General features: G+C 41.7%; 23 protein-coding genes, 2 pseudogenes and 1 riboswitch. Of the genes and pseudogenes, 4 read left to right on the top strand and 21 right to left on the bottom strand.

Going from position 1 to position 24,270, the window contains the following annotated elements; all coding sequences use genetic code 11:
* The 9 genes and pseudogenes from LKD42_RS09650 to LKD42_RS09610 form a co-directional block, all read right to left on the bottom strand.
* On the bottom strand, positions 1-107 hold a 107-nt coding region (locus LKD42_RS09650), incomplete at its 3' end, for a helix-turn-helix domain-containing protein (RefSeq protein WP_248835564.1).
* An 18-nt stretch (positions 108-125) separates the two neighbouring features.
* Positions 126-500, bottom strand: a pseudogene (gene tnpA, locus LKD42_RS15405) (IS200/IS605 family transposase).
* A gap of 374 nt (positions 501-874) precedes the next feature.
* A complete protein-coding gene (locus tag LKD42_RS09640) occupies positions 875-1,885 on the bottom strand; it encodes a FecCD family ABC transporter permease (RefSeq protein ID WP_248835562.1) in 1,011 nt (336 codons plus the stop codon).
* Between the two features lie 4 nt (positions 1,886-1,889).
* The gene (locus LKD42_RS09635) at positions 1,890-3,029 is read right to left on the bottom strand and encodes an ABC transporter substrate-binding protein (RefSeq protein ID WP_248835561.1); all 1,140 of its coding nucleotides are present in this window, start codon (positions 3,027-3,029) and stop codon (positions 1,890-1,892) included.
* Positions 3,026-3,475, bottom strand: coding sequence for a hypothetical protein (locus LKD42_RS09630; protein WP_147632686.1), 450 nt, complete (start codon positions 3,473-3,475; stop codon positions 3,026-3,028). Before LKD42_RS09630 ends, LKD42_RS09635 begins: the two co-directional genes overlap by 4 nt.
* Before the next feature lie 82 nt (positions 3,476-3,557).
* Complete coding sequence (locus LKD42_RS09625; protein ID WP_248835560.1) at positions 3,558-4,145, bottom strand: hypothetical protein; 588 nt, start codon at positions 4,143-4,145, stop codon at positions 3,558-3,560.
* A gap of 92 nt (positions 4,146-4,237) precedes the next feature.
* The gene (locus tag LKD42_RS09620) at positions 4,238-5,500 is read right to left on the bottom strand and encodes a sirohydrochlorin cobaltochelatase (protein ID WP_248835559.1); all 1,263 of its coding nucleotides are present in this window, start codon (positions 5,498-5,500) and stop codon (positions 4,238-4,240) included.
* Positions 5,501-5,684: 184 nt separating this feature from the next.
* Positions 5,685-5,865, bottom strand: a riboswitch (cobalamin riboswitch).
* 226 nt (positions 5,866-6,091) lie between these two features.
* The gene (locus tag LKD42_RS09615; RefSeq protein WP_248835558.1) at positions 6,092-7,711 is read right to left on the bottom strand and encodes an AAA family ATPase; all 1,620 of its coding nucleotides are present in this window, start codon (positions 7,709-7,711) and stop codon (positions 6,092-6,094) included.
* A 55-nt stretch (positions 7,712-7,766) separates the two neighbouring features.
* Positions 7,767-7,967 (bottom strand): annotated as a pseudogene (locus LKD42_RS09610) (sugar O-acetyltransferase); the annotation flags it as partial.
* 411 nt (positions 7,968-8,378) lie between these two features.
* Between LKD42_RS09610 and LKD42_RS09605 the strand changes: the two are divergent.
* Together LKD42_RS09605 and LKD42_RS09600 are read left to right on the top strand one after the other, a co-directional pair.
* Positions 8,379-8,861 carry an RNA polymerase sigma factor gene (locus LKD42_RS09605; protein ID WP_248835557.1) on the top strand — a complete coding sequence of 161 codons (483 nt, stop codon included), beginning with the start codon at positions 8,379-8,381 and terminating at the stop codon, positions 8,859-8,861.
* Positions 8,862-8,928: 67 nt separating this feature from the next.
* Positions 8,929-9,444, top strand: a complete 516-nt coding sequence (locus LKD42_RS09600; RefSeq protein WP_248835556.1) for a hypothetical protein — start codon at positions 8,929-8,931, stop codon at positions 9,442-9,444.
* 356 nt (positions 9,445-9,800) lie between these two features.
* Here the strand turns inward: LKD42_RS09600 and LKD42_RS09595 are convergent, their stop codons facing one another.
* From LKD42_RS09595 to LKD42_RS09565, 7 genes are all read right to left on the bottom strand, one after another.
* Positions 9,801-10,346 (bottom strand): hypothetical protein, encoded by a 546-nt coding sequence (locus LKD42_RS09595; protein WP_248835555.1) that lies wholly within the window; start codon positions 10,344-10,346, stop codon positions 9,801-9,803.
* Complete coding sequence (locus tag LKD42_RS09590) at positions 10,346-13,696, bottom strand: leucine-rich repeat protein (RefSeq protein ID WP_248835554.1); 3,351 nt, start codon at positions 13,694-13,696, stop codon at positions 10,346-10,348. The genes LKD42_RS09595 and LKD42_RS09590 overlap by 1 nt, the downstream gene beginning before the upstream one ends.
* A gap of 148 nt (positions 13,697-13,844) precedes the next feature.
* Positions 13,845-14,108 (bottom strand): 30S ribosomal protein S18, encoded by a 264-nt coding sequence (gene rpsR, locus LKD42_RS09585; protein WP_022119136.1) that lies wholly within the window; start codon positions 14,106-14,108, stop codon positions 13,845-13,847.
* Positions 14,109-14,130: 22 nt separating this feature from the next.
* Positions 14,131-14,571: a single-stranded DNA-binding protein gene (locus tag LKD42_RS09580; protein ID WP_022119135.1), complete on the bottom strand. Its 441-nt coding sequence runs from the start codon at positions 14,569-14,571 to the stop codon at positions 14,131-14,133.
* Between the two features lie 15 nt (positions 14,572-14,586).
* Positions 14,587-14,874: a 30S ribosomal protein S6 gene (gene rpsF, locus LKD42_RS09575; protein WP_022119134.1), complete on the bottom strand. Its 288-nt coding sequence runs from the start codon at positions 14,872-14,874 to the stop codon at positions 14,587-14,589.
* Positions 14,875-15,075: 201 nt separating this feature from the next.
* On the bottom strand, positions 15,076-16,761 hold the full coding sequence (locus LKD42_RS09570; RefSeq protein WP_248835553.1) for a glycosyl hydrolase family 18 protein: 1,686 nt from the start codon (positions 16,759-16,761) through the stop codon (positions 15,076-15,078).
* 217 nt (positions 16,762-16,978) lie between these two features.
* Entirely contained in the window at positions 16,979-17,137 is a 159-nt protein-coding gene (locus tag LKD42_RS09565; RefSeq protein ID WP_022117920.1) for a hypothetical protein, read from the bottom strand.
* Positions 17,138-17,890: 753 nt separating this feature from the next.
* Here LKD42_RS09565 and LKD42_RS09560 point away from each other — a divergent pair.
* Positions 17,891-18,655, top strand: coding sequence for an adaptor protein MecA (locus tag LKD42_RS09560; protein WP_248835552.1), 765 nt, complete (start codon positions 17,891-17,893; stop codon positions 18,653-18,655).
* A 146-nt stretch (positions 18,656-18,801) separates the two neighbouring features.
* Here LKD42_RS09560 and LKD42_RS09555 read toward each other — a convergent pair whose 3' ends face one another.
* On the bottom strand, positions 18,802-19,011 hold the full coding sequence (locus tag LKD42_RS09555) for a DUF1858 domain-containing protein (RefSeq protein ID WP_022118282.1): 210 nt from the start codon (positions 19,009-19,011) through the stop codon (positions 18,802-18,804).
* A 217-nt stretch (positions 19,012-19,228) separates the two neighbouring features.
* Between LKD42_RS09555 and LKD42_RS09550 the strand changes: the two genes are divergently transcribed.
* Positions 19,229-19,402: a 4Fe-4S ferredoxin gene (locus LKD42_RS09550; RefSeq protein WP_022118281.1), complete on the top strand. Its 174-nt coding sequence runs from the start codon at positions 19,229-19,231 to the stop codon at positions 19,400-19,402.
* Positions 19,403-19,467: 65 nt separating this feature from the next.
* Here the strand turns inward: LKD42_RS09550 and LKD42_RS09545 are convergent, their stop codons facing one another.
* The 4 genes from LKD42_RS09545 to LKD42_RS09530 all read right to left on the bottom strand — a co-directional run bounded on the left by LKD42_RS09545 (position 19,468) and on the right by LKD42_RS09530 (position 24,247).
* The gene (locus LKD42_RS09545) at positions 19,468-20,130 is read right to left on the bottom strand and encodes a helix-turn-helix domain-containing protein (RefSeq protein WP_173897774.1); all 663 of its coding nucleotides are present in this window, start codon (positions 20,128-20,130) and stop codon (positions 19,468-19,470) included.
* 275 nt (positions 20,131-20,405) lie between these two features.
* On the bottom strand, positions 20,406-21,734 hold the full coding sequence (gene dnaB, locus LKD42_RS09540; protein ID WP_022117926.1) for a replicative DNA helicase: 1,329 nt from the start codon (positions 21,732-21,734) through the stop codon (positions 20,406-20,408).
* Positions 21,735-21,748: 14 nt separating this feature from the next.
* The gene (rplI, locus tag LKD42_RS09535; protein WP_022117927.1) at positions 21,749-22,195 is read right to left on the bottom strand and encodes a 50S ribosomal protein L9; all 447 of its coding nucleotides are present in this window, start codon (positions 22,193-22,195) and stop codon (positions 21,749-21,751) included.
* Positions 22,196-24,247: a DHH family phosphoesterase gene (locus LKD42_RS09530; protein WP_248835551.1), complete on the bottom strand. Its 2,052-nt coding sequence runs from the start codon at positions 24,245-24,247 to the stop codon at positions 22,196-22,198.
* Positions 24,248-24,270: the final 23 nt, after the last annotated feature.

Genomic DNA, 24,270 nt, shown 5'->3' with positions numbered 1-24,270 from the left:
TATGCCAGTGACTGATTATATACAAAACGGCAACAGCCAAATGTTTTTGCAATTTGTATTTTCTGCTCATTATTAGGGTATATTCTGTATTTATATGCCTTTAACATCCACTGTCACCCTCTTTCTCAACCTTGATTTTCTATATATCTTTTCAGCATTTCTTCCGATACATTTCCTACACTACATGCAAAATATCCATCTGTCCAAAAGGTATGTTCTTTCCAAAATTGTTTTCGTAAATATTGGGGATAACTTTTTCATATATGGTATGTTGTATAGTTCTTCATCAGGTTTACAATCTTACTAATAGACATTGTCGGTTCTGTCTCTATCATGTAATGAATATGGTCTTTATCTGTTTCCATATATCTGATAATAACACTGTGTTTTTGGCATATCTCATATGAAAACTGCTTTATATCATCTGATATCTGCCTCGAAACCAGTAATTTCTTCCTATATTTGCAGACGAAAATAATGTGATATTGTAATAAGTAGATGCCAGGGTCAAAAGCCTGAAACCACGATGTGCTTGCACAAAAGTGGTTTTATGGCTTAATGACCCGCCCCGATATGAGCATAAAAGTGGAGCGTAAGCTTCACGATATGCGAATATTGGGTAGAATTGTGGAAGTACGAAGTACGGAACAATTCGTATGGCATCTTTTGACCCCAACATCATAAGTATTTGTGTCTGTTTTTAGATTTCCAGGTTCCCATGCCATGAGTATACTATAATTTCTGATTTTTGGCTACCTTAACCCACCGTCTAAAGCCAGTGGGATTGCGGTAGCCTTATTTCAAAAATATTTCTGACATTCTTGCTGCAAGATATACCTTATGCATTGCATGAACTGTTCCATGATTCCTGATTTCACACTTTTTCTTTTTTTCTGTGAATCATAATATAGATTACCACCGGTGCCCCAAATACCGCTGTGATCGTACTGATGGAAAGTTCTGTCGGAGCAAACATGATTCTTGCCAAGAGGTCACAAAACAGACAGAAAACAGATCCGCCAAGGAAACACGCGGGTATCATGATGATCGGTTTTGCGGTGCCGAATAAATTTTTAACCAGATGCGGAACAGCAATTCCAACAAAGGATACCGGTCCTGCAAAGGCTGTCACACAGGCTGACAGAATACTGGATAACAGCACGAGCAGTATGCGAAACAGCTGTACATTCAGTCCCATATTCTGGGCATAAGATTCTCCCATCTGATAGGCACTGATCGGCTTTGACATCAGAAAAACGCAGATCGAAGTGATCCCGACAACGATCGCCATGATCACTACATTATCCCAGGTAATCCCGGAAAAACTTCCTTTTGACCAGTTATGCAGATTGACAATATCGGCATCGTCCGCAAATGTTACCACAAAATCGGTAATCGCAGAACAGATATATCCGATCATAACGCCGCTGACGATCAGCATCGACATCTGATCGGTCACTTTCGACATCAGGATCACAAATCCCATACAGATCATGGAACCAACAAAAGCTGCCATGATCATCACCCAGGAACTTAAATGCAGGGCATTTCCAAGGGAAGCTACCATGACAAGTGCCACGACCAGTTTTGCTCCGGAGGAAATTCCCAGTGTAAACGGTCCGGCGATCGGATTATGAAAAAAAGTCTGCAAAAGATATCCGGACAATGCCAGCCCGCCGCCTAGGATTGCCGCTGCCATTGCTCTCGGAAAACGGATTCCCATCACAATATCCGTAAAGGTTTCATCCGCTCCATTTCCCCACAGCATTTTCGGTATCTCCGAAACCGGTATATTTACACTTCCGATGCATATATTCAAAACCAAAAATAAAAATAACAAAGCTGCAAGAATGATAAATGCAGCACCATATCTGCTTTTTTTCATCGTATCACTCCACCTTATACAGATAAGTCAGGTCTGCATCGTCTCCGGTCAGCATTTTTCGAATATCGGATGTGATTGTCCCAAGTTCCATTGTTGACTGATAGAGATTCTTGGTCGTGCAGTATACATGTCCTTCTTTCACCGCTTTGAATTTCTCAAGCAGCGGGCTTTTTGCCAGAAGATCCTGCATAGAAGACAATTCTCCTTCTATTGTACTATTATAAATAATATAGTCTGCGTCTTTTGCTCCGGCATAAAATTCTTCCATCTGAAGGGAAACTGTAGATGTCGCTTCCTCCTCGTTACCTAGATCATCAAAAATATAGCTTCCGCCGGCAAGTTCAATCATTTTCGGCAGATAATCCGCACTTTTTCGCACGTTTGCTTCCCCATTTGTCGTGATATAGAAAAATGCCACCGTTTTTCCGGTTGCATCCTGATCACTCACCTGTTCAAACGCTTTCGCTTCTGCATCAAACGCCTGCTCTGCCTGATCTTCATGCCCGGTCAGCATCCCATAAAGTTTGACCCATTCAGTACGTCCGAGCGGATTTGTCTCATAGCTGGAATGATCGACCAGAACCGGAATATTAAATTTTTCCATCTGCTCTTTTACTTCCGGTGTATGCAGAATCATGGTATTCTCGATGGCAAGCCCACAGTTTTCATTCAATATCATCTCATAGTCCGGGGCTGAATATTTCCCGGCATAAATAATATCCCCATCTTCCATGGCTTTTTTCGCCTCTTCTATGTACCAGCCATCTGCTTTCAGCGAGCTGAATCGAACCGCATCCAGTGCATCTGTCGCCACAAACATATCCATCGCCGCCGAAGCCGCCAGATAAATATTCTGGATCGGCTGCTGCAGCACCGTGATATCCTTATCCATATCTTCCGGCACAGATTCTCCTTCCGGTACGATCAGATATTTCCCGTCATCTGCGATCGTGACAAGTGCATAATCATTCTGATAATAATCCACCGCAAACATCTTTGCGTACTCCAGTTCCATGCTGTGATCATATGTCAGATCCTTGCTGATATCGGTATTCCGCTTTTCAATCGTATCCTGTTTTTGCGATGCACAGCCTGCCAGCATCAGGCAGAATGCAACACCGAGTACCCCCACTATTTTCTTCATTTCTTTTCCTTTCGTCTCATCCTGGTAACAACCGGCATGAACACAGCCACTGCAACTGCAATCCACAATGCGATATTTACCGATCCACTCATACCCGATCCGGAACCGGACACTGTCACGGTGTCTGATGCAAAGGTCAGCGTATACTCTATTTCATGCGGGACACTCATCGCAGTCGTATCTGCCGTTACAGCCATCGGTTCATCAAATTCTGCAACCGGAATTTCAAAAACAGAATTTCCTTCCGTATTGACCGGAAGAAATTTTTCACCGTCAACCAGCATATAGTCATAATGTGAACTGCTCCATTTAATCTCAGCTGTTACTTTTCCATCTTTTACCGAAATGTCAGTCGGAGAATCGATCGTTGCTCTTCCGCTTCCGCCTTCCATCGTAACTTCTGCGGTGTATTCACCGTCTTTTAAATTTAGCTCCTCTGCTGTCATGATTTCTCCTTTTCAAGATAAAAAGCTGCTGCAAAATATGTAGATACATATCGCAGCAGCTTTTCGCAAAATCTGATATTTTTTATTCTTCTGCTTTTACCGGATTGGAAACGCTGACTTTATGGTCATACCATTTTCCTTTTGTTCCGATCAGTGCCAGATCAAATTCCTCGTCGATAGCCGGAACAGGAACATCAAATGCATTCACTTCTTCTGCCGGTTCACCGTCATTATAATCTACGGTTTCCACAACTGGCTGCAGCAGTTCTGCTCCATCTTTCTGTGCATCTTCTGCAAGTCCCGGATACAGATTTACAATGTTTGTAGAACGCAGCGTGATATGAATGGTCATCTTTCCGTCTTTTACGGTCAGAGTTCCTTTTCCATCATACATTTCATTGACCTGGAACATACTGCTGTCTGTATTAAAATCAGCAGTGTACGTTCCATCTTCCAGTGTTGCAGCGGCTTCTGTTGCCTCTGTGTCTGCGGTCGTTTCCGCTGCACTCTCTGCCTCCTGTGTTTCTTCGGTCTGTACCTGTGTTTCAGAAGCTGCCTCTGTCTGTGCAGCACTCTGTGTTTCTGTCTGGCTTGTGCTGTTTCCGCAGCCAACTGCCAGTGCACAGCTAAGTGCCATTAATCCTGCTAATGTAATGATTCTTTTCTTCATTTTTGTTCCTGTCCTTCTGTTTTGCTTCTTTTTTCAAGAATACCTCTGACATTCCTGCTGCGAGGTACATCTCATGTATTATGTATTACTTATTACTCGTTCATAGCGTCTGCTGTATGGGCAACGTAGAGATCCTGAATTGCTTTGATCTCACCCAGACCTGCGATCTGTGTATCGATGCTGTCGAATTCTCCGGATGCCTCAAACTGGCTCTTCCAAGAATCGTCATCATCGCCTGCCATATCGTTGTTTGCATGATCTCCTGCTACAACCATCAGCGGACGAAGGATTACTTTTTTGTATCCTGCTGCAGATACAGCTTTGATGACTTCTTCGCATGCTGTCTCTTCCGGTTCGCCTTCAACGGTTCCAATAAATACATTTTCATAACCAAGCTCTTTCATCTGAGCCTGCATCTGGCTGTAGGAAACTTTTGCTGTATGAGAAGTTCCATGTCCCATGAATACAAATGCAACACCGTCTTTTTTTGCTGCATCCAGGGAATCATAATTTGCTGTTGCTACTGCTTCAGAAGTGATTGCTTCTGCTACTGCTTTTTTATCATCGTTTACAGTATCTGCATCATCTCCGACCTCACCCAGCAGCGGTTCTGCTACTTTTACAGATTCAAATTTATCTTTATATGCATCTACGGCATCCATCAGTTCGTCATACTCTGCACCATGCATCAGATGTGTAGGCTGAATAACCAGATTTTTAACGCCATTATTTACGGCACGTTCCAGAGCCTGATCCATGTTGTCGATGTGCTCATCATCACGAGCCTGGATGTGATTGATAATGATCTGTGCTGTGAATGCTCTTCTTACAGACCAGTCCGGATTTGCAGCCTGCAGTGCATCTTCAATACCTTTAATATCAGCAACACGGCTGTCATTGAAAGAAGTACCAAAGCTTACAACCAGGAGTTCGTTTTCACCGATCTCATCACCATTGCGCGGATCATCTTTGGATGCATCACCGGTATCTCTTCCGAAATAATCCGGATCAGCTTCTTCGCCTTCAACCAGTTCTTTCTGAGCATCTGTCAGAGCATCCCATGCTTCTTTTGCTTCTTTACACTGCTCGTCTGTGTTCTCATTTCTTTCCTGAACATAAATTGCATCGATCAGAGCTGCTACTTTATCTGCTGCTGCCTGATCATCTTCTGCTTCCGTAGCTGCTGCTGTTTCAGAAGCTGCCTCGGTTGTTGCCGCTTCGGTAGCTGCTGCTGTCTCGGTTACTGCAGTTGTCTCTGTCGGAGCAGTTGTCTCTGCTGTTTTGCTTCCGCATCCTGCCAGCATAGATGCTGTAATTGTTGTTACACATAAAATCGTTACCAGTTTTTTCTTCATTTGCCTTTCCTCCCAAAATAATACTTTTATTTGAAACAAATAAGATTTGGGAGAAAAAGAAAATCCAACGAACACACGTCGTTGGACTGTATACTGGATAACAACAGCCAAACCAGAATTTCTTCGGCTTCGCTGTTTCTATTTCAATTCGGTACAATCAATCCTCGTGACCTGGAATATCTATTCCCCGCACCACAGTCTGGCAGGTCTCCTGGCTTACAGTTTTAACGCACATTGCCGCCTTCCCGATATCTCAGTGGCATAATAAGCAACACACTCCTGTTTACAGTGACGAGATCGCACAGGTCTTTCACCTGTTTCCCTATTCTCCGCCTTGCGGCAGCACCAGCTGCTTCTTATTCTATTTCAAATATTCGTTCCTAACAGTCCGATAATTACCCTATAACCTATCATTTATATCTGACTGTTATTTACATTTCCAAATTATAGCATAAATTTTAAAATAATCAACTGTTTTATGTTATTTTAACTCAAGGCACAACCATAGAAAACAATTATCTATATCAATTTCCCTCCCTGCCATAATATCGATAAATCTGATTCATACCTCACTTTTTCTTCCTTTTTTACTTAGCTATTTATTAATAATTCTTCTATTTTACAGGTATGTTTTTTTGTTATTTTATCATATGAAATCCCCACTGCCAGAATATTTTGCGGGCATTGTCTGTGTTCTCCCAGTTTTCCTTTGAAACGTAATATATAATCTTTTTCTTTAATCTGTTTGATAGCTTCTTCTGGTGTCTGATCCACTTTTAATTCCAATATAATGCCCTTATCTTCATATCTGACAGGATAAAAAATAAAGTCCACAAATCCTTTTCCAGCTTTATCTTCTCTTTCTATCCTATAAAAATCTCTTGCAGAAAGATAAACCAGATTTACAATCGCCGATAATTCCACCTCATTATTATAAGATAAGATTGGCGTTTCCGTATTATGTGCATATTGCAAAATTTCAGCCATAGTATCTGTATCTTTATTTAAAGTCGCCTGTAACATTTTATTAGAAATATTTGCAAGTCTGTATATATATCCCAGGGATTTTTCCTTTTTCATCATAGATGCATAGCTTCCCTGTAACTCTTTATTTGGAATAAACACGCAGCCATTATCATACGTCAATAACCCATAAACAACCATCGCCGAATATATTTCTTCCTTTGTATCGAGCTGCTGTGCCGTTGCTGCATATTCCTCAATACCCGATGGTATTTTTTCTCCTGCAAACATGAGAACCAAATCTTCCTGTACGTCATCTATATTGTTTTTAACATAGCTGAATACGGAATCATATTTTCCTGAGCTGACCCAGTAATTTGACAGCTGATTATCGGACAATGCACATACAACCGAACGCGGATTATACAATCTCTGACCGGATGCTGTGTGATAACCGTCATACCATTCCCTCAAACCCTCTCGGTCAATTTGAGGCTTTTTTGTATTCTGAAGATATTTTTCATACAACTTATCTACTTCTTTATTTGAAAATCCAAAATACTCACTGAAACGAATACGTGTTGCCATATTATATTCTAGAAACATATTCAATTCCGATCCGTCGGAATATTTTGCAATCGGCAACACCCCTGTCATATAGGCAAGCTCAACATAACTCTGTCCTTTTAATAATAATTTCAAAAAAAGCAGATAGTCTTCTCTGTTCTTTTCTGTCATAAATGACATGTGAAATACCGCATCCCATTCATCCATAACAAAAATAAATTTCTTTTTTGTTTCATTGAATATTTTCGAAAAAATATCCCATATAGCATCTTCCTGCTTTAAATACAAATCCGAATATTTTTCTCTTAAATCATAATATATTCCCTCTTCAATGCGAGAAATATATTTTTTATAGCTATCACATTCTTTCGGCATTTCACTGAAATCAATATATACCACATCATGTTTATTTAAATGCTCTTTATATTTTGGATATTCTGAAATTTTAAGTCTGTCAAAAATATCGGAACCGCCCTCCGATTTTTCAAAAAAAGATGCTATCATATTCGCCATAACCGTTTTTCCAAAACGCCTTGGTCTTGTGATACAGAAAAATCTCTGTTCCTGTTCCAGAGCCGGTATTAATTCTTCCAGCAGCTCTGTTTTGTCTACAAAATAAAGACCTTTCGTAATTGTTTTGTATTTATCATATGGCTCAATACTGTTTAAAAACATTCCCATATCAATTCCCCCGAAAATCCCCTTTTCTCTGCTGACTTAATCTTATCAAAAATTCTTATTTCTGTAAATCAGAAGGTTCTTTTCTGAACTTCTCTGCATCCAGTGTCTTGATCACCTTCGCCGGATTTCCAACTGCTACCACATTATCCGGAATATCTTTCACGACAACACTTCCGCTGCCGATCACAACATTGTTTCCGATTGTAACACCCGGCATAACGCACACGCCGGCTCCAATCCATACATCATTTCCGACTGTGATCGGCATCATACAACATCTCTGCAAGTATTTTTTCTTTTTCTGTCAGTTTTCCTTTTTCCATAATCATTCTGTCCTGTCTATCATAATCAATCCAAAAATTTATAAACGAAAATACTTTTTTGTAACCTTTTTTCCTGCTGATTTGTATTATAATTGAAAGCACCTTGATCAAGGACTTGCAATTTTTACGATTCAGGCAGCAAATACTTCAATCTGCAATGAATTGTTATCAAATTGTAACTGTTCAGAGCCAAGCAAAATTTCAAAAAACAGGTATAAAATGCTTGCATTTTTAAAACTGTTTTTGAAATTTTATTTGGCGGATACGCCACACCGACGAAATGCGTAGCATTTTGGAGGTTGGCTCTGAACAGTTACATCAAATTTTATATTTTAGGAGTACTCATGAGACAACCTGTACAGGAACTGATCGAACGCTATCAGAACAATCTCTACGCCATCGCCTTTAACATCTGTAAAAATCAGGCAGATGCAGAAGATGTTGTTCAGGATACATTGATCCAGTATTACACGACAAGCAAAGATTTTGAAGATGAGCAGCATATCCGTGCGTGGCTGATCCGTATCGTAATCAATAAAGCGAAAAATACAACGCTTGCTTTCTGGCGGCGTAACAGACGTTCGCTGGAGGATTATATAGAAACGTTAACTTTTGAAAATCCGGAATCTGAGAATTTATTCGAAGAAGTTCTGAAACTTCCCGAAAAATATCGCATCGTTATTCATTTATTTTATTATGAAGATTATTCCGTCAGGGAAATCGCCGATATTTTAAAGCTCTCGGAAAGCAACGTAAAAACACGCCTGTCACGCGGACGCTCTCTTCTGAAAACAGCACTGAGGGAGGAATGGGAAAATGACGAATAAAGAAAAATACAAACAGGCCTTTTCGGTTTTGCATACCTCCGATATCTCTGAAGGGGAGGTCAAATATATGGTAAAATTAAGAAAACAGCAGAAAATGAAACTTGCGGCGGCTGCAATCGCAGTCTGCGTGATCGTTGGCGGAACAGGAACGGCTTACGCGGCAAATGTCGGCGGAATCCAGCGAACTATCCAGCTTTGGATGCACGGTGACCAGACAAGTGCCACTCTTGATTTAAATACCGACGACGGTTCTTATTCTCTTGAATACAAAGATACCGACGGAAACACCGTCACTCAGGGCGGAGGCGGTGTTGCCTTCGATGCAGACGGAAACGAACGTCCTCTGACCGAAGACGAAATTATGGAGGAACTAAACGCACCGGACGTAGAATATCTCGATGATGACAGCGTATGGGTTTATTATAAAAATCAGAAAATCGAAATCACCGACAAATTCGACAAGGACAATGTCTGCTATGTCAAAATCGAAAACGGCGATGAAACAATTTACATGACCGTTAAATATCAGAATGGATATAGTACTTCTCCTGATAAATATCCGGATCCACGCAGTTTTAATTAGTCTTCAATTTTTAACCTGAATTCTGAAACCAATTATTTTTATCAAGTCAAGCGGATATTCGCAATCCGCTTTGCTACTTCCTCATAACCAAATAACTGCTCCGCAGTTTATCAGAAAGAGCTTGCACTCCTCCTGATACAAGGAAGTCCCCACCCACTGCTTATTGCTTTTCGCAATTGAAGCTGGGGACTTCCTTGATTTGGTTAAATTTCAAAAAATGTGCAGGCTTTGAGTTTTTCTCTGCCTGCACATTTTTATGCTTCCTCCCGCTTACGTTTTTCTGCTTTCTGTCTGTTGCTTATTTGCCTTTTACAGAAAAGCTTCTTCTAATTTCTGCTCCTCTATTACAAGACAAATTATTTCCAGTCAAGCTCTACCAACCGTCGCTGTAATGTAGTTGATTTCGGAAGAGCATCCCACAATTTCTCTAAAGCCTGCTCTTTTGAAGCGGCAGGGTATACCAGCATCATCGTTCCACTCTTACCAATACCAAATCTATCATTTTCCGTACTCTGAAATAACATTATAAAGCTCTTAGCATCTTCTGATATAAGTAAAACAAGATTTTCCATCGTAAAGCTTGCATCAAAATATTCTTGGCCTTCACGAAGTATACCCAGAAACGTTTCTGTACTTAAAAGCACATTATTTCCATTAACTATTATTTTTCCACATATACCATCATCATTTGCCTTGAATGTTTTAAAAATATAATGACTTTTTTCTCCTGAAAAATTCACATTGACAGTTGTTCCAAATTCCGGTGCTCCCTTTTTAAGAATCCATCCAGTACCACTTGATTCAAAATCATCCTTTTGAGGATAATAATATCCCCTTATTCCATAATCAACAATTAAACTTACAAGAACCACTAACACTATTACTATAAATTGTTTTTTCATTATTTAATTTTATTGGCTGCGATCCCGCCTTTTTTGAAGATTCTTACATAAGCTGCTTTTTTATTCTTTGGCACTCTAACCGTTATCTTCTTTGAAACACCCTTGAAGGCTGATTTTCCAACGGTTTTCAGTGTTTTTGCTTTCTTCAGGTTTACGACCTTTAAGTTCTTATCTCCTGAGAAAGCACTCTGTCCGATGGTCTTCAGTTTGTTTCCGTTTACCGTAACGGTTTTCAGTTTCGTGCAATTTGCAAATGCCTTCTTTCCGATCTTTTCTACGTTGCTGCCGATGCTTACGGAAGTTACTTTTTTATTGCCTTTCAGGGCATTGGCTGCAATAGCGGTTACTTTGTAAGTTTTACCGTTTGCTTTGATGGTTTTTGCGATTTTCACGCTGCTCTTTGCTTTGCCTTTTGCAGTCATGTTTTTCACTTCAACCGTATCATTTCCGGTAACTTTGTAGTTAAAGATACCGGATGCATCTGCGATCACGCTGCCGATTGCCGGGATCTGGCTGTTGTTATTTCCATTATTACCGTTGTTGTTGTCGTTATTATTATCCGGTTTCTTTGCTTCCAGTGCTTTCATGGCGATGTCTAATGCATCTGCTGCATCTTTCAGCTGTTTTGCAGTTGCTGTTTCAGAAGCAAATGCCATTTCTGCATCCCTTTTTGCTTTTGCAAAATTTGCCCAGCTTTCTTTTGTGTAATCTGCTTCTTTCTTTTCTGCCGCCTGTGCAATCTTTGTCTGTACTTCTGTTTTGCCGGAGGCTTTTACTTCATCGAGTTTGCCCAGTGCTTTCTTTAAAGCATCGTCTGCTTCTTTGATTTCCAGTTTGGTTACTTTTTCTTTCTGTGCAACTTCTTTTGCTTTTGCGATTGCCTCTGCGATACCGGACTTGGCAAAAGTTCCTTCCGGATAATCTTTTTCCAGATAAGTTCTCTCTGCAACCTGTGCATCGGTACTTAAGGTCGTTTTATCGTTTACCGTTGCCGGCTCATCGCATACGATATTATATGTCACACCGTCGATCACCGTTGTGGTTCTTCCGATCTCGTTTGCTTTGATTGTCACGGTTGCTTCCGTCGGTGTTATTCGTTTCTCTGCTGCTCCAAGAAGTTTTGTCTGATTTCCTGTTCCATTCGTTGGGTAGAGAACAATAACATGGTCTTTATTGTCTTTATTAAAGATATTGGCGATCAGATATTTTTTACCGGAAGTAACTTTTGATACTCTCTGATATCCCGGAACAATATCTCCTGCTTCTGCTTTGTCCTTTTTCTCAAGCAGAACCACCTCATAGGTTCCAGCTGTAAAGCTTGCATTATAGAGTCTGTTTGCGTTGAAGTCCATGTTTGTATAATAGAAAATTACATATCGTTCTCCGTTTTCTTTGCAGATACGGAAAGTATCACTGCCATCTGTCGGCGTTACCAGCATATTATTTTTTGCTGCTGCACTGAAAAATGAATTTGCACCGCTTTCATTGGTGAGATATACCTTTTTATTTTCATTATATACTGCATACACATTTGCTGTTCCGGTTGAAGTAAAGGTAAACTCTGCATCTGTCAGATTCAGTGATATATCATTTTTTGCTGCAAAACTGCTCAGGTCAGAATTATTGTTTGCTATATGTGCATACATCGGCACAACTTCTTTTTCTACACCATCTACTTTTGCATAATTTACATCTGCAATCTTTTGATCTGCTTCCGTCGTAATACCTGTTTTATGTTCTTCTGCCACCTGGTAAGACCTTGTATAAGTTTCATTTCTGGTAAGTTCTACGCCAAGCTCTAAATCATTTATATAACCATCTGCCGCAAGCTGGGCGATATCATAATTATCATAGCGTATGCTTCCTCCGCCATTTTCCCAGAGAAGTCCTACCGTTCCGTTTTTCAGCTCTGACATACAGGAATACTGATAAGTGCCGCTGTTTACTGAATAGCTGTTTTTTAAAGTCAGCGTCTTGTCTTCTTCTACCAGAAATGTAAATATTTTACCGTTTGCTCGTCCACTTCCGCCCGGGGCAGCTACCAGGATTGCCTGTTTTCCATCAATCGTTTTAGAATAACTGATCGCTGTCACATTACAGGTTGATGTACAAGAAACGCCTGTCTTGACCGGCTTTGTAAATACATAATCACCGGATGTATTTCTTACTGCATCTGAATAGCAGACCACTCCCTGTCCGCTTCTGAAGAACATACGCAATGTTCCGTCTGAAAGCTCTACGACTTCACTTTCGGATGACCAGTAACCACCTGCGGCTGCTCCTGGTACGTCATTGGATCTTTCCCATGTTTTTCCATTATCATCAGACCAGATAATGCTTGCATTTTCTTCCCCATCGCCATGATCATAGAATGGAATGACGATCGTACCATCTGAAGTCAGTAGCCCCTGCCCCGGAGATACCAGCAGTGCTGTCTCTTTTGTCGGACGTTTGATCTGTGGATTCAGGATTTCCGGATCTGTCCAGGTAAATCCATCATCGTATGTTTTTGCATACATCATATATCCGGTATTGTATACATGCAATGCAGATCCTTTATAGAAAATATTCTGCTGAATATCCGTATTGGAATTAACCTGTTTCTGTGTCAGGGTATCTTTATACTCTCCATTTTCTACTTTATACAGGTTGTACCACTTATCCACGCCATATTCTGTTTCCGAATGATCGGATCGCTTTAAAATTCTTGCATATCCGTTCTCATCCCAGTCCCCTACATAATAAGCATACGTTGTGGCATCGTCATCTTTTGGCTGTGTGTTTACATTGTCATAATTATCCGTTACTGCCAGATAATCTTTTCCGTTTACTTTAACATAACCGGTTCCTTCTCCCGGAGCTTTATAACCGCCCATTGTCGTTACGCCGGTTGGGTTTACATCGGCAATACAATAAATTTCTCCGTCTTTTCCCTGTACCAGTGCCGGATCGATGATCGTAGTTGCCGTATTGCCGATATAACCATCGCTGTCCGGAAAATACAGCGGGAATGAATAATTCCAGGTCTTACCATTATCGGTTGATACAGAAGCGATCGTATCCAGTCCGCCGCCGTCACCGGTTGTAGAATATCTCGCATCCGCTGCTGCCAGAAGATTTCCCTTCTGCGTAACGATAAATGCCGGGATACGGAAATACTGACTTCCCGCTGTTCTCTCTGCAAACGGCTGGTTCTGTGTTACATGCTCTGCTGTCGTGTTGATCGGACCTGCTTTCAGCAAGTCTGCTGCGTCTGCTTTCGCTGCCGGAAACACAGCTACTGCAAGACCACAAACAAGAGCTGTTCCAAGCCCCTGTTTCCACAGTTTTCTTTTTTCATTCTTTTTCATAGTTTCCTCCTTATTTTCCCTCCTGTGATTATTCAAATTTACTATATTTTTACTGTTTTGTCCAGCAAAAAAAAACCTTCCTACAGCACTTGCATGCTATAGAAAGGTTCGCCGCTCTTTTTATAATCTTTATATTCTCAAATTTTGATTAGTCCTGAACGTATGGCATAAGAGCGATGTGACGTGCTCTCTTGATAGCTACTGTCAGAGCTCTCTGATGTTTTGCACAGTTTCCTGTGATTCTTCTCGGAAGGATTTTTCCTCTTTCAGAGACATATCTCTTCAGTTTGTTTACATCCTTGTAATCGATTTCGTTGTTTTCTTTACCACAGAAAACGCAGACTTTTTTTCTTCTGCGTCCGCCTCTTCTCTTCATCGGAGAATCTGGTCTTTCAGATTTATTGTAAGCCATTGCTGTAAACCTCCTTTAATGTCTAGTTAAACGGTAATTCTTCGTCAATACCGTCCGGGATATTCATAAATCCATCGCCGCTGGCTGCACTCGGTTCCGGTCTTGCAGGTGTATAGTTATTTCCATTTGCCTGAGACGCAGCTTTGCTTTCAGCAAACTCCTGATCCTCTACTACTACATCTGTAGTGTAAACCTTGTTGCCATCTCTGTTGGTATAGCTTCCTGTCTGGATACGACCTGTAACGACTACCTTCAGTCCCTGATGGAAATACTTCTCCGCAAACTCTGCACTGCGTCCGAACGCTACACAGCTGATAAAATCAGCGGTTGCTTCGCCATCGCGTTTGTTGAATCTGCGATCTACAGCCAATGTATATCTTGCAACTGATGTGCCGCTCTCCCCTGCGGAATAACGAACATCCGGATCTCTGGTCAAACGTCCCATTAAAATAACTTTATTCATTTTAAATCTCCTTATTTATGCTTCCTGTCTTACGCATAAATATCTGATAACATTTTCCATGATACGGACATGTCTTTCGATTTCTGCCGGAGCTGTAGCATCAGCTTCGAACTGGATGAAATAGTAGAATCCTTCTTTCATCTTCTGGATTTCGTAAGCTAATCTCTTTTTACCCCATTCGTCAACATTAGTAACTGTTCCGCCGTAACGTGCAACGTATTCTTTTACTTTTTCTACAGTTGCTACTCTTACGTCATCCTCAATTTTTGCGTTAACAACAACGGTTAATTCGTATTTGTTCATGCTCTTCGCACCTCCTTATGGTCTCTGGCCCACTATTACCTTCGTGAGCAAGGAATTCAATGTTTCAAAATGGCTGCTTGTCTGCAGCCACTCACAATTTTTGATTTTATCATATTTTTGCAAGACAGGCAAGTATTTTTTCTTATTTTTTGCAATGTTTCCGCCTCGCAGCCAAACCTGACTTTGAAGCGGAATCATGATCTAATTCACATATTTCGCTATTACATCCCATATGGATGATCTTTCAAATCCAAGCTTCCACTCTGCCACTCCGGCCAGGCCATATTCCTGCACAAGTTTCATCTTCTCTTCGATCGATGCTTCGTTTTCCAGCCAGATCTGACAGAAATTGCCATCTTCATCTGTGAACTCTGCATAATCCTGTGATGTCTCGCTGCTCCATCCGGCAGTCACCTTGTAATCGGACAAGATCTGGTCTGCTTTATCCATGCCGATCGCCTCACTGCTTACTTCACCGGAAGCATTGGTCTTCCATAATCTCGTGTAGAACGGAATACCGCTGATGATCTTTTCTTTCGGAACGTTTTCCAGTGTTCCGGTAATGCCGTCTCTTTCATAGGAAAGGGATGCCACGGAACCGGCATCGGAGCCAACATAGTGTTCATCATAGCCCATAATGATCACATAGTCTACGACTTCGCCAAGCTCTTTCTGGCTGTAATGTTCATTGAAACTGTATGGCGGCGGGACATCCACCGAAAGTACAAGATTGTTATTTCTGCACTTTACAGAGAGTTCCCTCATAAACTGCACATAGCTTTCGGAAGTTTCTTCCGGTAAGGATTCGATATCGATATTAATGCCATCCAGCTGATAGTTGAGTGCTTCGGTAATCAGCTGTCCTTCCAGGTTCTCTCTGGATGTGGTAGTGCCAAGCACAGTGTCGGTATCAATATCCGTACTGAAATTGTCCATCAGTCCCCAGACTTCCATATCATTCTGATGTGCGGTATCTACATAGTCACTGCTTGCAAGAGAAGAAATATCTCCATCGTTGCTGCTGATAGAAAACCAGGTCGGTGAAATGACATTGACCCCTTTTACATCCTGAATGTCCGCTGCAAGTGCATCGTTTGAATCCTGGCTCGTCACCTGATGCCAGAGAAGATTCATGTCATAATCTTTATGTATGCTGGTGTACTCTGCCGCCCGGAAATCACTGGTGACCTGTTCTTCGTAGCTGTCAGAAAGCTTTTTGCTCTTCATATAGCCAATATATCCATCCGCAGTCAGAACTTTTGTCCACTCTTCTTCCTGTTCCAGAACCGTCACTTTATCTCCGACCGCTTCTTTTTTTAGAATCGGACTTTTGATATCTGCATCCAGACGTACGCTTTCTTCTTTTATCACATCCGAAAAGGTTTTCATTCCCCACTGATTGTTTATAATAATATGAAGCGGTTCCTGCTCCACCGAATACTGAAGTGCTGTATACTGTGCCAGATAATCCAGTGCAATATAGACATTTCCATCCTGCGAAACAACGATCTGATACGGCATGCTGCCATTTCCGGTAAGCGTTGTATATTCATTGCTGTCATACGGAAGTTTGATAATATCCACTGCCGTTGTCAGTATGACCTGCTGTTCTTCATCGCTTTTATAAAGATGATCATTCAGATTTTCTTTTGCAGTCGCATATTCTACATATGCCGTGCCATCCTTCACAAGTGCTTTCCCCTGTTCCAGACGGTCCGGAAGTACGACTGCTGCATCCTCCCCTCCGAAAGTGCCAAAATATTCATTGCCATCCATCACTTCTTTGGATGGAATATATCGATTTACAACTTTATATCCTACGCCTGCCGCAGCCACCGCCAGGATCAGCGGCACTACGACCTTCACAGGACTTTTCTTTTTCTTCATTCATTGTACCTCCATACTATGATGCCTGCGGATTGTTCCGTGCGGTGCACTCCCACAATCCGCCTCAGTATTCGCATACTGCAACATCGTTTTTACAACGGAATACATCGTTTTGATTCAGTGTATCATAGATTTATGAACGAAAGATGACTTAAGTCTACATTTTTTATAATCCTTCGACCTGTATGGTTGTCTTCTGTACTATGGGGATTTGTCATCAGACCTCTTTCTTTTTTATATAGTCGAATCCGATTCCTATAATGTGATCGTCATCATCGCTTACAAAATCTCTCATATACTCCTCTTCTTCCCGGATCATGCACTGGTGCATGATATCCGAAGGTGTACTTGGCTTTCCATTCAACCACAGCTTCATGCCTGCTCTGGCATATGCATTTAATTCTTTTTGCAGTCGATGTTTCCGTTTTTTTCTGCTGCCTATAGTTCCACCCCCCCCTCTCGTTAAACTTAAAGATTCTGCTGACATTATCGTGAGAATTTAAATCGAATACACATAAGGCTGCTGCCTGACATGCAATTCCGGTCAGCATTGCTGACACGAAAACAACACCGTATACGAAATCTGTAAATCAGAAACATTCAAGCCTTTTTCTATTCTTTTGCAAAGTGCAGTACGTTCTTTTTTGTTCCGATCAACAGTACTTCAGGATACCAGATAACATTCATTGTACGAATGCAAAGTACCAAAGAGTTTACATGGCATCTTTTAAGCTCAATATTGCTTTATGGAGGTACAATCATTTTTTTGGAATATTGCGGAGAATCCCGCATAAGATAATAAAAAGCGACAGAATTCGCTTTCTTATTCATTTTGATTTTTGATGTTGCTTAAAGCATTGTTTCATCCTCACATTGATTATTATATACTTTATGTTTGAAAAATGCAAGATGTTTTTACACTCTTTTTATAATTTTACACTGGCAATCTACTTTACTTTTTGATAGTATGCAGATATAATTATAAGATAATAAGATGCCAAGGTCAAAAGTCTGAAGACACAATGTGCTTGCACAGGAGTGGTTTTATGGCATCTTTTAACCTTAATCAATATCATAATCATAGTAATTCCAATAAAAGGTTAACATATCATAGATAGGATGTGATAATATGAAGATAGAAAAAATCAACGATAATCAGATTCGCTGCACGCTTACACGTCAGGATCTGGCAGACCGTGAGATCAAGCTCAGTGAACTTGCTTACGGCACAGAAAAAGCAAAGCTGCTGTTTCGTGATATGATGCAGCAGGCCGCATACGAATTTGGTTTTGAAGCAAATGACATTCCTTTGATGATAGAAGCGATCCCGATTTCTTCCGACTCTGTAATTCTGATCGTTACCAAGGTGGAAGATCCGGAAGAACTTGATACACGTTTTGCAAAATTTTCACCGTCAAACGGCGAAGAGAACAACAACATCACTCCGCCGGCACCGGCACCTCTTGAAGGAGCCGATGATATCCTGAATCTTTTCAATAAGATCCACGAGGCAAGAAAGATGGCTGAAAATGCAGCAGCAAAAACTTCTGAAAAGAAAGAAAAGACTCCTGCAAAACCGGAGATCAATCCGGAATCCTTTCATCTGACGAAACTTTACCGTTTCCGCGATCTGGACACTGTGATCCGTGCAGCTCATATTCTGCAGAACTCTTACCAGGGCTGCAACACGCTCTATAAGAATCCGGAAGGCCGTGAATATCTGCTGACACTCAGCAAATCTGCACACACACCAGAAGAGTTTAATAAAGTCTGCAATACCCTTTCCGAGTATGCTTCCAGCCTGAAATACACACCGGGCAACGAAGCATTCTTTGAAGAGCATCTGGAATGTATCGTTGCGGATGAGGCTCTGCAGAAGCTTGCATTGATCTGATTGATATGAAATCGATAGTCAGAGTTTCTGAACCGATTCGCTGCAAACGGAAATAGAGTGTAGAAAAAGCGTCTCCGCCTGGAAAATCCTGGTGGAAACGCTTTTTATTTTTTAATGGATATTCACAATCCACTTTTGCTGTCTGTTTATGCCTGTTTGCTTTCAACAAATGCATTTACTCTTGCTACCAGCAGATCCGGCTCGATACCATGAACGAGAGCTGCCTCTTCGATGGTCTCCATCTGTGCGGATGGGCATCCAATACAGTGCATGCCGCCTGCTACCAGTACGCCTGCCATTTCAGGATCCATTCTTAAAATATCGCCGATAATCATATCCTTGGTTATTTTCTGCATGATTTTCCTCCTTTATCATTCTGTACAGACTTAAATTTCTCATAAAAATCTGTACCTGATTTCTTTTGACAGGTTGATTATAATATGTTTTTGTACTTTATGCAAGGCATAGAAAAAACCTCTTGTATATTCCAGACTTATGTATTAAAATGGGATAAAGATTCGGAGAGCCGAATCCTGTTGAAAACATATTTCATAAAAATAAGGAGGTTTTATCATGGCATACGTTATTACAGATGAATGTGTAGCTTGCGGTACATGTGCAGAAGCCTGTCCGGCAGAAGCTATCAGCGAAGGCGATGGCAAATATGTAATCGATGCAGATGCATGTCTGGATTGCGGTACATGTGAAGGAGAATGTCCTACAGGTGCTATCGTAGCAGGTGAATAATTAAAAAATTTTATAAAAGCAAGGGGAGCTGCGTAAGCAGCTCCCCTTGCTTTTCTATTTTCTTTTTATTTAAAAATCCGAAACCATTTTTTATGGCTCTCCTTCTCTCTTGTCGCTGCCACCATCTGCCGGTTATGCTGAAAGGAGCGAATGGTTTCATCCAGATTTCGGTAACGTTCTTCCTCTCTTTTTTCCTGGATCTTCATCAGGATCTCCATTTCTTTTAAAACACTGTCTGCAATCCGATTTTCCAGCTCCACATTATTTTCCTGAAGAGCACGTTTCATGATATCACCGACAATGTCCTGAAATTTTTCCAGGTTGTCCAGTGAATCTACAAACGGAAGTATGGTCTGTGGTTTCGGGACTTCCTGTGTGCTGTCTTTTAAATTCGCATCCGAATCTGTTTTTTCTGTATGTTCTGCTTTTTCAGTTTTTGTTGCTGTGTCTTTCATTACTGCATTTTTCTCTTCTGCGATTTCCGTTATTTCTTCTGCTTTTTTCTGTATTTCCGGAATCAGCACTTTGATCGCTTTGAGCTGAAATCCTTTGTCCCGCAGTTCTTTGACTTTCTTCATGATATAGATCGTTTTATCGGTATAGTAGCGATGTCCAAGTTCCGTTCTGCCCACTTTGATGTCCAGCTCTTCTTCCCAGCTTCGAAGTACATGTGCCTCCACCCCTGCCTGTCTGGCGGCATCGGAAATCATGTATCTGATCTCGCTCATCCTCTACCTCCCAATATTGTAACCGTTCAATACTTTCGCAATTACAATGCAAAACTAGTTAAAGCAACTGCTTCCATCTGTATTGAATCATTACTTATGTTTTTGGACGTTGTCCCTTTTTGATGCCTGCGAGTTTGACCCTGGCATATTTACATGAGAATGCCAACGAATTTGTACCCTGGCATTCTCATATGATTGTAACATATTTCTTTCTCAAAAACGCAAAAAAGATATCGCAAAAAGCGACATCTTTTTCATCCCGGAAACTCCCGGCGTTATTTTTTTAAGTTTGCAAATTTGGTAAGGTTTGGCAGCCATGCAAGCTCTACCGTACCGATCGGACCATTACGCTGTTTGGCTATGATGACTTCTGCAATATTCTTTTTCTCGGAATCTTTATTGTAATAATCATCTCGATAAAGGAACATTACAACGTCGGCATCCTGCTCGATCGCACCGGACTCTCGCAGGTCGGAAAGCATCGGTCTGTGATCCGGTCTCTGCTCTACCGCACGGCTCAGCTGAGAAAGTGCAAGCACCGGAACCTGAAGCTCTCTGGCAATTTCTTTTAAGGATCTCGAAATATCGGAAATTTCCTGCTGTCTGGAATCTGCACGTTTGCTTCCTGTCATCAGCTGCAGGTAGTCGATCATGATGACATCCAGACCTTTTTCTGCTTTGTATTTGCGGCATTTGGAGCGAAGCTCCGCAACGGAAATACCAGGCGTGTCATCGATGATCAGGTTGGAACGTCCAACGATCCCGGCTCCTTCGATCAGTTTCGCCCAGTCATCATCGCTCAGATTTCCGGTACGAAGCTGCTGTGAATCTACCTGTGATTCGAGTGCGAACAGTCGGTTAACCAGCTGTTCTTTTGACATTTCCAAACTGAAGATCGCTGCCGTATAATTTTTCTTAAATGCCATATACTGGGCTATGTTCAGTACAAATGCGGTCTTTCCCATGGAAGGACGAGCTGCGATCAGTACCAGGTCGGAAGGCTGCATACCGGTTGTCTTGTAATCCAGATCAATAAATCCGGTCGGGATTCCGGTCACGCTTCCTTTGTTTCTCGATGCCGCTTCAATCCGGTCGAGTGCCCGCAACACGACATCTTTGATCGGCACAAAGTCTCCGGAATTTCGTTTTTGAACAATATCAAAAATCCGCTTTTCTGCTGATTCCAGAATATCTTCCAGTTTTTCTTTTTCGCTGTAGCAGTCATTTGCGATCTGTTCATTGACTTTGATCAGTTTTCGCAGAACTGCCTTTTCATGTACAATCTGTGCATAGGCATCTGCATTTGTGGAGGTCAGTGCAGAAGTCAGCAGATCTTTGACAAACTCCAGACTGCTGATCTCAGGCGGTACGTCTTTTTCACGCAGAAGATTCTGCAGCGTGATCAGATCTACCGGTTTGCCGTCATTATAAAGCTCTACGATCGCATCAAAAACAATGCCGTACTGATGCTGATAGAAATCGTCTCCGCTTATGATCTCGGAGGCTTTGATAATGGCTTCCTGATCCATGAGCATAGCACCGATTACAGACTGCTCTGCCTCAACACTGTGGGGCAATACCCGCTTGATCAGTGCTTCTTCCATTTTTATGCCCCCTGTTAAATACCTTCTACTACGACTTTCAGCTCTGCTGTTACCTTCGGATGCAGCTTAATCGCAACGCTTGTTGTGCCGACTGCCTTGATCGGATCTTTCATCTGGATCTTCTTCTTATCGATATCATATCCAAGCTGTGCTTTTGCAGCTTCTGCAATTTCTTTGCTGGAAACAGAACCGAATACTTTTCCGCCTTCGCCTACTTTTACAGAAACTTTTACCTGTGCCTTTGCCAGTTCTTCTGCAAATGCTCTTGCGTCTGCCAGCTGTTCTTTTGCAACTTTTTCATCGTGTGCTTTTTTCAGTTTCAGATCATTGATGTTCTTTGCACTTGCTTCCAGTGCAAGTTTTTTCGGGAACAGCATATTTCTTGCATATCCATCGCTTACATTTACCATTTCACCTTTTTTTCCAAGTGCTTTTACATCTTCTACAAGAATAACTTTCATTTAAATCGCTCCTTCTTCTATCATCGTTCTTATCGTACTTTTCAGCTTATCTTTTGCTTCTTCAAGTGTCACTCCGTCCAGCTGTGCCCCGGCGATATTCAGATGACCGCCTCCGCCGAGACGCTCCATAATGATCTGCACATTGACCTCATCGATGGCTCGTGCACTGATATAAATACGCTCTTTGTATTCTGTCAATACAAAAGAAGCCTTGATACCGACAATGTTCAGCAGTTCATTTGCGGCCTGAGCACCGACTACAGTCGGGCTTTCCAGATCCTCGCTCGGACAGCAGCTGATCGCATAATACTGCTCAAATACTTCTGCGTGGCGAACCGCTTCTGCTCTCGCCTTATAGGAACTCATGTCATTCCGGAACATCTTGCGGACACGCGTCACATCTGCTCCACATCTGCGTAAGAATGCTGCCGCTTCAAAGGTGCGGACCCCTGTTTTCGCCATAAAATTATTGGTATCAATAATAATACCTGCATAAATACAGTCTGCTTCTTTTCCTTTCAGACGGATATCATCTGCAAAGTACTGCAAAATCTCTGCAATCATCTCACATGCGGATGATGCATACGGCTCGATATAGGACAGAACCGCATTTTTGATCACTTCGCTGCTCTGGCGGTGATGGTCAAGCACAACGATCGTCCTGGTCTGATTCAGGATCTCGGAACACTCTGTCATGCTTGGACGGTTCGTGTCAACAACCACCACAACAGTGTCGTGATCCACGATCTTTCTCGCCTGCTCATGTGTCACAAACATATCTTCCGGATATTCTTTGTCATTTAGGAACAGATTCACCCACTGACGGATCGATCCATTGATATCTCCGAGCACAATATGGGCTTTTTTGTCAAGAATCCTTGCCGCACGCCATACGCCGACGGCTGCTCCGAAAGAATCGATATCCGTGATCTTGTGTCCCATGATGACCACATCTTCGTGGCTTCCGATAAATTCGCGAAGTGCATGTGCCTTTACTCTTGCTTTTACACGCGTGCTCTTTTCCATCTGCTGGGATTTGCCGCCGTAGTAAGAAATTTTATCGTTATCTTTTACGACTGCCTGATCACCGCCGCGTCCAAGAGCAAGCTCAATGGCAATTCTTGAAAACTCATAATTCTGTGCATAAGTACTGCCGTTCACTCCGATACCGATACTTAAAGTGACCTTCATTTCGTTTCCGATGTTGACCGTCTTTACCTCTTCCAGAAGGGAAAAACGGTTTGCTTCCAGTTCTTCCAGTGACTTATATTTCAGAACTACAAAATACTTGTCCTTCTCAAGTTTTTTTGTGATACCGTCCAAATTCGCCACATATTTGCTGATCTTACGGTCGATCAGGGCAAGCAGAAGGGAACGTCTTACCTCCTCCACACTCTCAAGCACTTCATCGTAATTGTCCAGGTAAATCAGTCCGGCAACCATTTTCTGTTCCTGATTCTGACGGATGTAATAATTCAGCTCCGTATTGTCAAACAGATACAGTGCGATCAGATAATTCCCTTCCTGCGGAATATCCACAATCGATACTTCCTCGTTGAGATCTCCCATTGAAAGCTTCTGCAGATGTGCCTGATAATCGTTTTCATTATAAAAAATCTGCACATCTGTTTCTTCCTTTTTGCACGGAAGTGCAGACGCATCAATCTCCGGAAACAGGTTTGAAATATTTTTCCGATACCTGGAATCCTTTCCTGTCACATCACAGAATGCATCATTCATCCAGAGTACTCTTCCATCCGTATCGAGTACCGCATACGGAATGGAAAAATTTTTCAGCATCCCTTTCTGGATCTGGGAATACTGGGATGCAAACGCAATCATCTCACGGAGAACAAACGGACGGTAACGCAGCATCAGAACAGACATCAGAACCCAATAAACGGCAGTAAAACAAAATACCAGAAATCCTGCTTTCACATCGATCGCAAAAACCAGGATATCCAGCATCACAAGTAAAACCGCCACGACTGCCGGCCACTGCATATAGGATTTTAATTTTCCGCTGTGCCTTACCTTCTTTTTCTTATTCATTGCATCTTCTCCAAACCCTCAGT

The organism is Hominisplanchenecus faecis, from assembly GCF_020687205.1.
GTDB classification, from domain to species: domain Bacteria; phylum Bacillota; class Clostridia; order Lachnospirales; family Lachnospiraceae; genus Hominisplanchenecus; species Hominisplanchenecus faecis.
Note: the sequence above shows the minus strand (reverse complement) of the source record. Positions and strands in the feature narration are given on the sequence as shown.

Excerpts from the sequence above, each read along its gene's own strand:
- LKD42_RS09640 (WP_248835562.1), bottom strand. The coding sequence starts at position 1,885 with ATGAAAAAAAGCAGATATGGTGCTGCATTTATCATTCTTGCAGCTTTG.
- LKD42_RS09635 (WP_248835561.1), bottom strand. The coding sequence starts at position 3,029 with ATGAAGAAAATAGTGGGGGTACTCGGTGTTGCATTCTGCCTGATGCTG.
- LKD42_RS09630 (WP_147632686.1), bottom strand. The coding sequence starts at position 3,475 with ATGACAGCAGAGGAGCTAAATTTAAAAGACGGTGAATACACCGCAGAA.
- LKD42_RS09625 (WP_248835560.1), bottom strand. The coding sequence starts at position 4,145 with ATGAAGAAAAGAATCATTACATTAGCAGGATTAATGGCACTTAGCTGT.
- LKD42_RS09620 (WP_248835559.1), bottom strand. The coding sequence starts at position 5,500 with ATGAAGAAAAAACTGGTAACGATTTTATGTGTAACAACAATTACAGCA.
- LKD42_RS09615 (WP_248835558.1), bottom strand. The coding sequence starts at position 7,711 with ATGGGAATGTTTTTAAACAGTATTGAGCCATATGATAAATACAAAACA.
- LKD42_RS09605 (WP_248835557.1), top strand. The coding sequence starts at position 8,379 with ATGAGACAACCTGTACAGGAACTGATCGAACGCTATCAGAACAATCTC.
- LKD42_RS09600 (WP_248835556.1), top strand. The coding sequence starts at position 8,929 with ATGGTAAAATTAAGAAAACAGCAGAAAATGAAACTTGCGGCGGCTGCA.
- LKD42_RS09595 (WP_248835555.1), bottom strand. The coding sequence starts at position 10,346 with ATGAAAAAACAATTTATAGTAATAGTGTTAGTGGTTCTTGTAAGTTTA.
- LKD42_RS09590 (WP_248835554.1), bottom strand. The coding sequence starts at position 13,696 with ATGAAAAAGAATGAAAAAAGAAAACTGTGGAAACAGGGGCTTGGAACA.
- rpsR (WP_022119136.1), bottom strand. The coding sequence starts at position 14,108 with ATGGCTTACAATAAATCTGAAAGACCAGATTCTCCGATGAAGAGAAGA.
- LKD42_RS09580 (WP_022119135.1), bottom strand. The coding sequence starts at position 14,571 with ATGAATAAAGTTATTTTAATGGGACGTTTGACCAGAGATCCGGATGTT.
- rpsF (WP_022119134.1), bottom strand. The coding sequence starts at position 14,874 with ATGAACAAATACGAATTAACCGTTGTTGTTAACGCAAAAATTGAGGAT.
- LKD42_RS09570 (WP_248835553.1), bottom strand. The coding sequence starts at position 16,761 with ATGAAGAAAAAGAAAAGTCCTGTGAAGGTCGTAGTGCCGCTGATCCTG.
- LKD42_RS09565 (WP_022117920.1), bottom strand. The coding sequence starts at position 17,137 with ATGAAGCTGTGGTTGAATGGAAAGCCAAGTACACCTTCGGATATCATG.
- LKD42_RS09560 (WP_248835552.1), top strand. The coding sequence starts at position 17,891 with ATGAAGATAGAAAAAATCAACGATAATCAGATTCGCTGCACGCTTACA.
- LKD42_RS09555 (WP_022118282.1), bottom strand. The coding sequence starts at position 19,011 with ATGCAGAAAATAACCAAGGATATGATTATCGGCGATATTTTAAGAATG.
- LKD42_RS09550 (WP_022118281.1), top strand. The coding sequence starts at position 19,229 with ATGGCATACGTTATTACAGATGAATGTGTAGCTTGCGGTACATGTGCA.
- LKD42_RS09545 (WP_173897774.1), bottom strand. The coding sequence starts at position 20,130 with ATGAGCGAGATCAGATACATGATTTCCGATGCCGCCAGACAGGCAGGG.
- dnaB (WP_022117926.1), bottom strand. The coding sequence starts at position 21,734 with ATGGAAGAAGCACTGATCAAGCGGGTATTGCCCCACAGTGTTGAGGCA.
- rplI (WP_022117927.1), bottom strand. The coding sequence starts at position 22,195 with ATGAAAGTTATTCTTGTAGAAGATGTAAAAGCACTTGGAAAAAAAGGT.
- LKD42_RS09530 (WP_248835551.1), bottom strand. The coding sequence starts at position 24,247 with ATGAATAAGAAAAAGAAGGTAAGGCACAGCGGAAAATTAAAATCCTAT.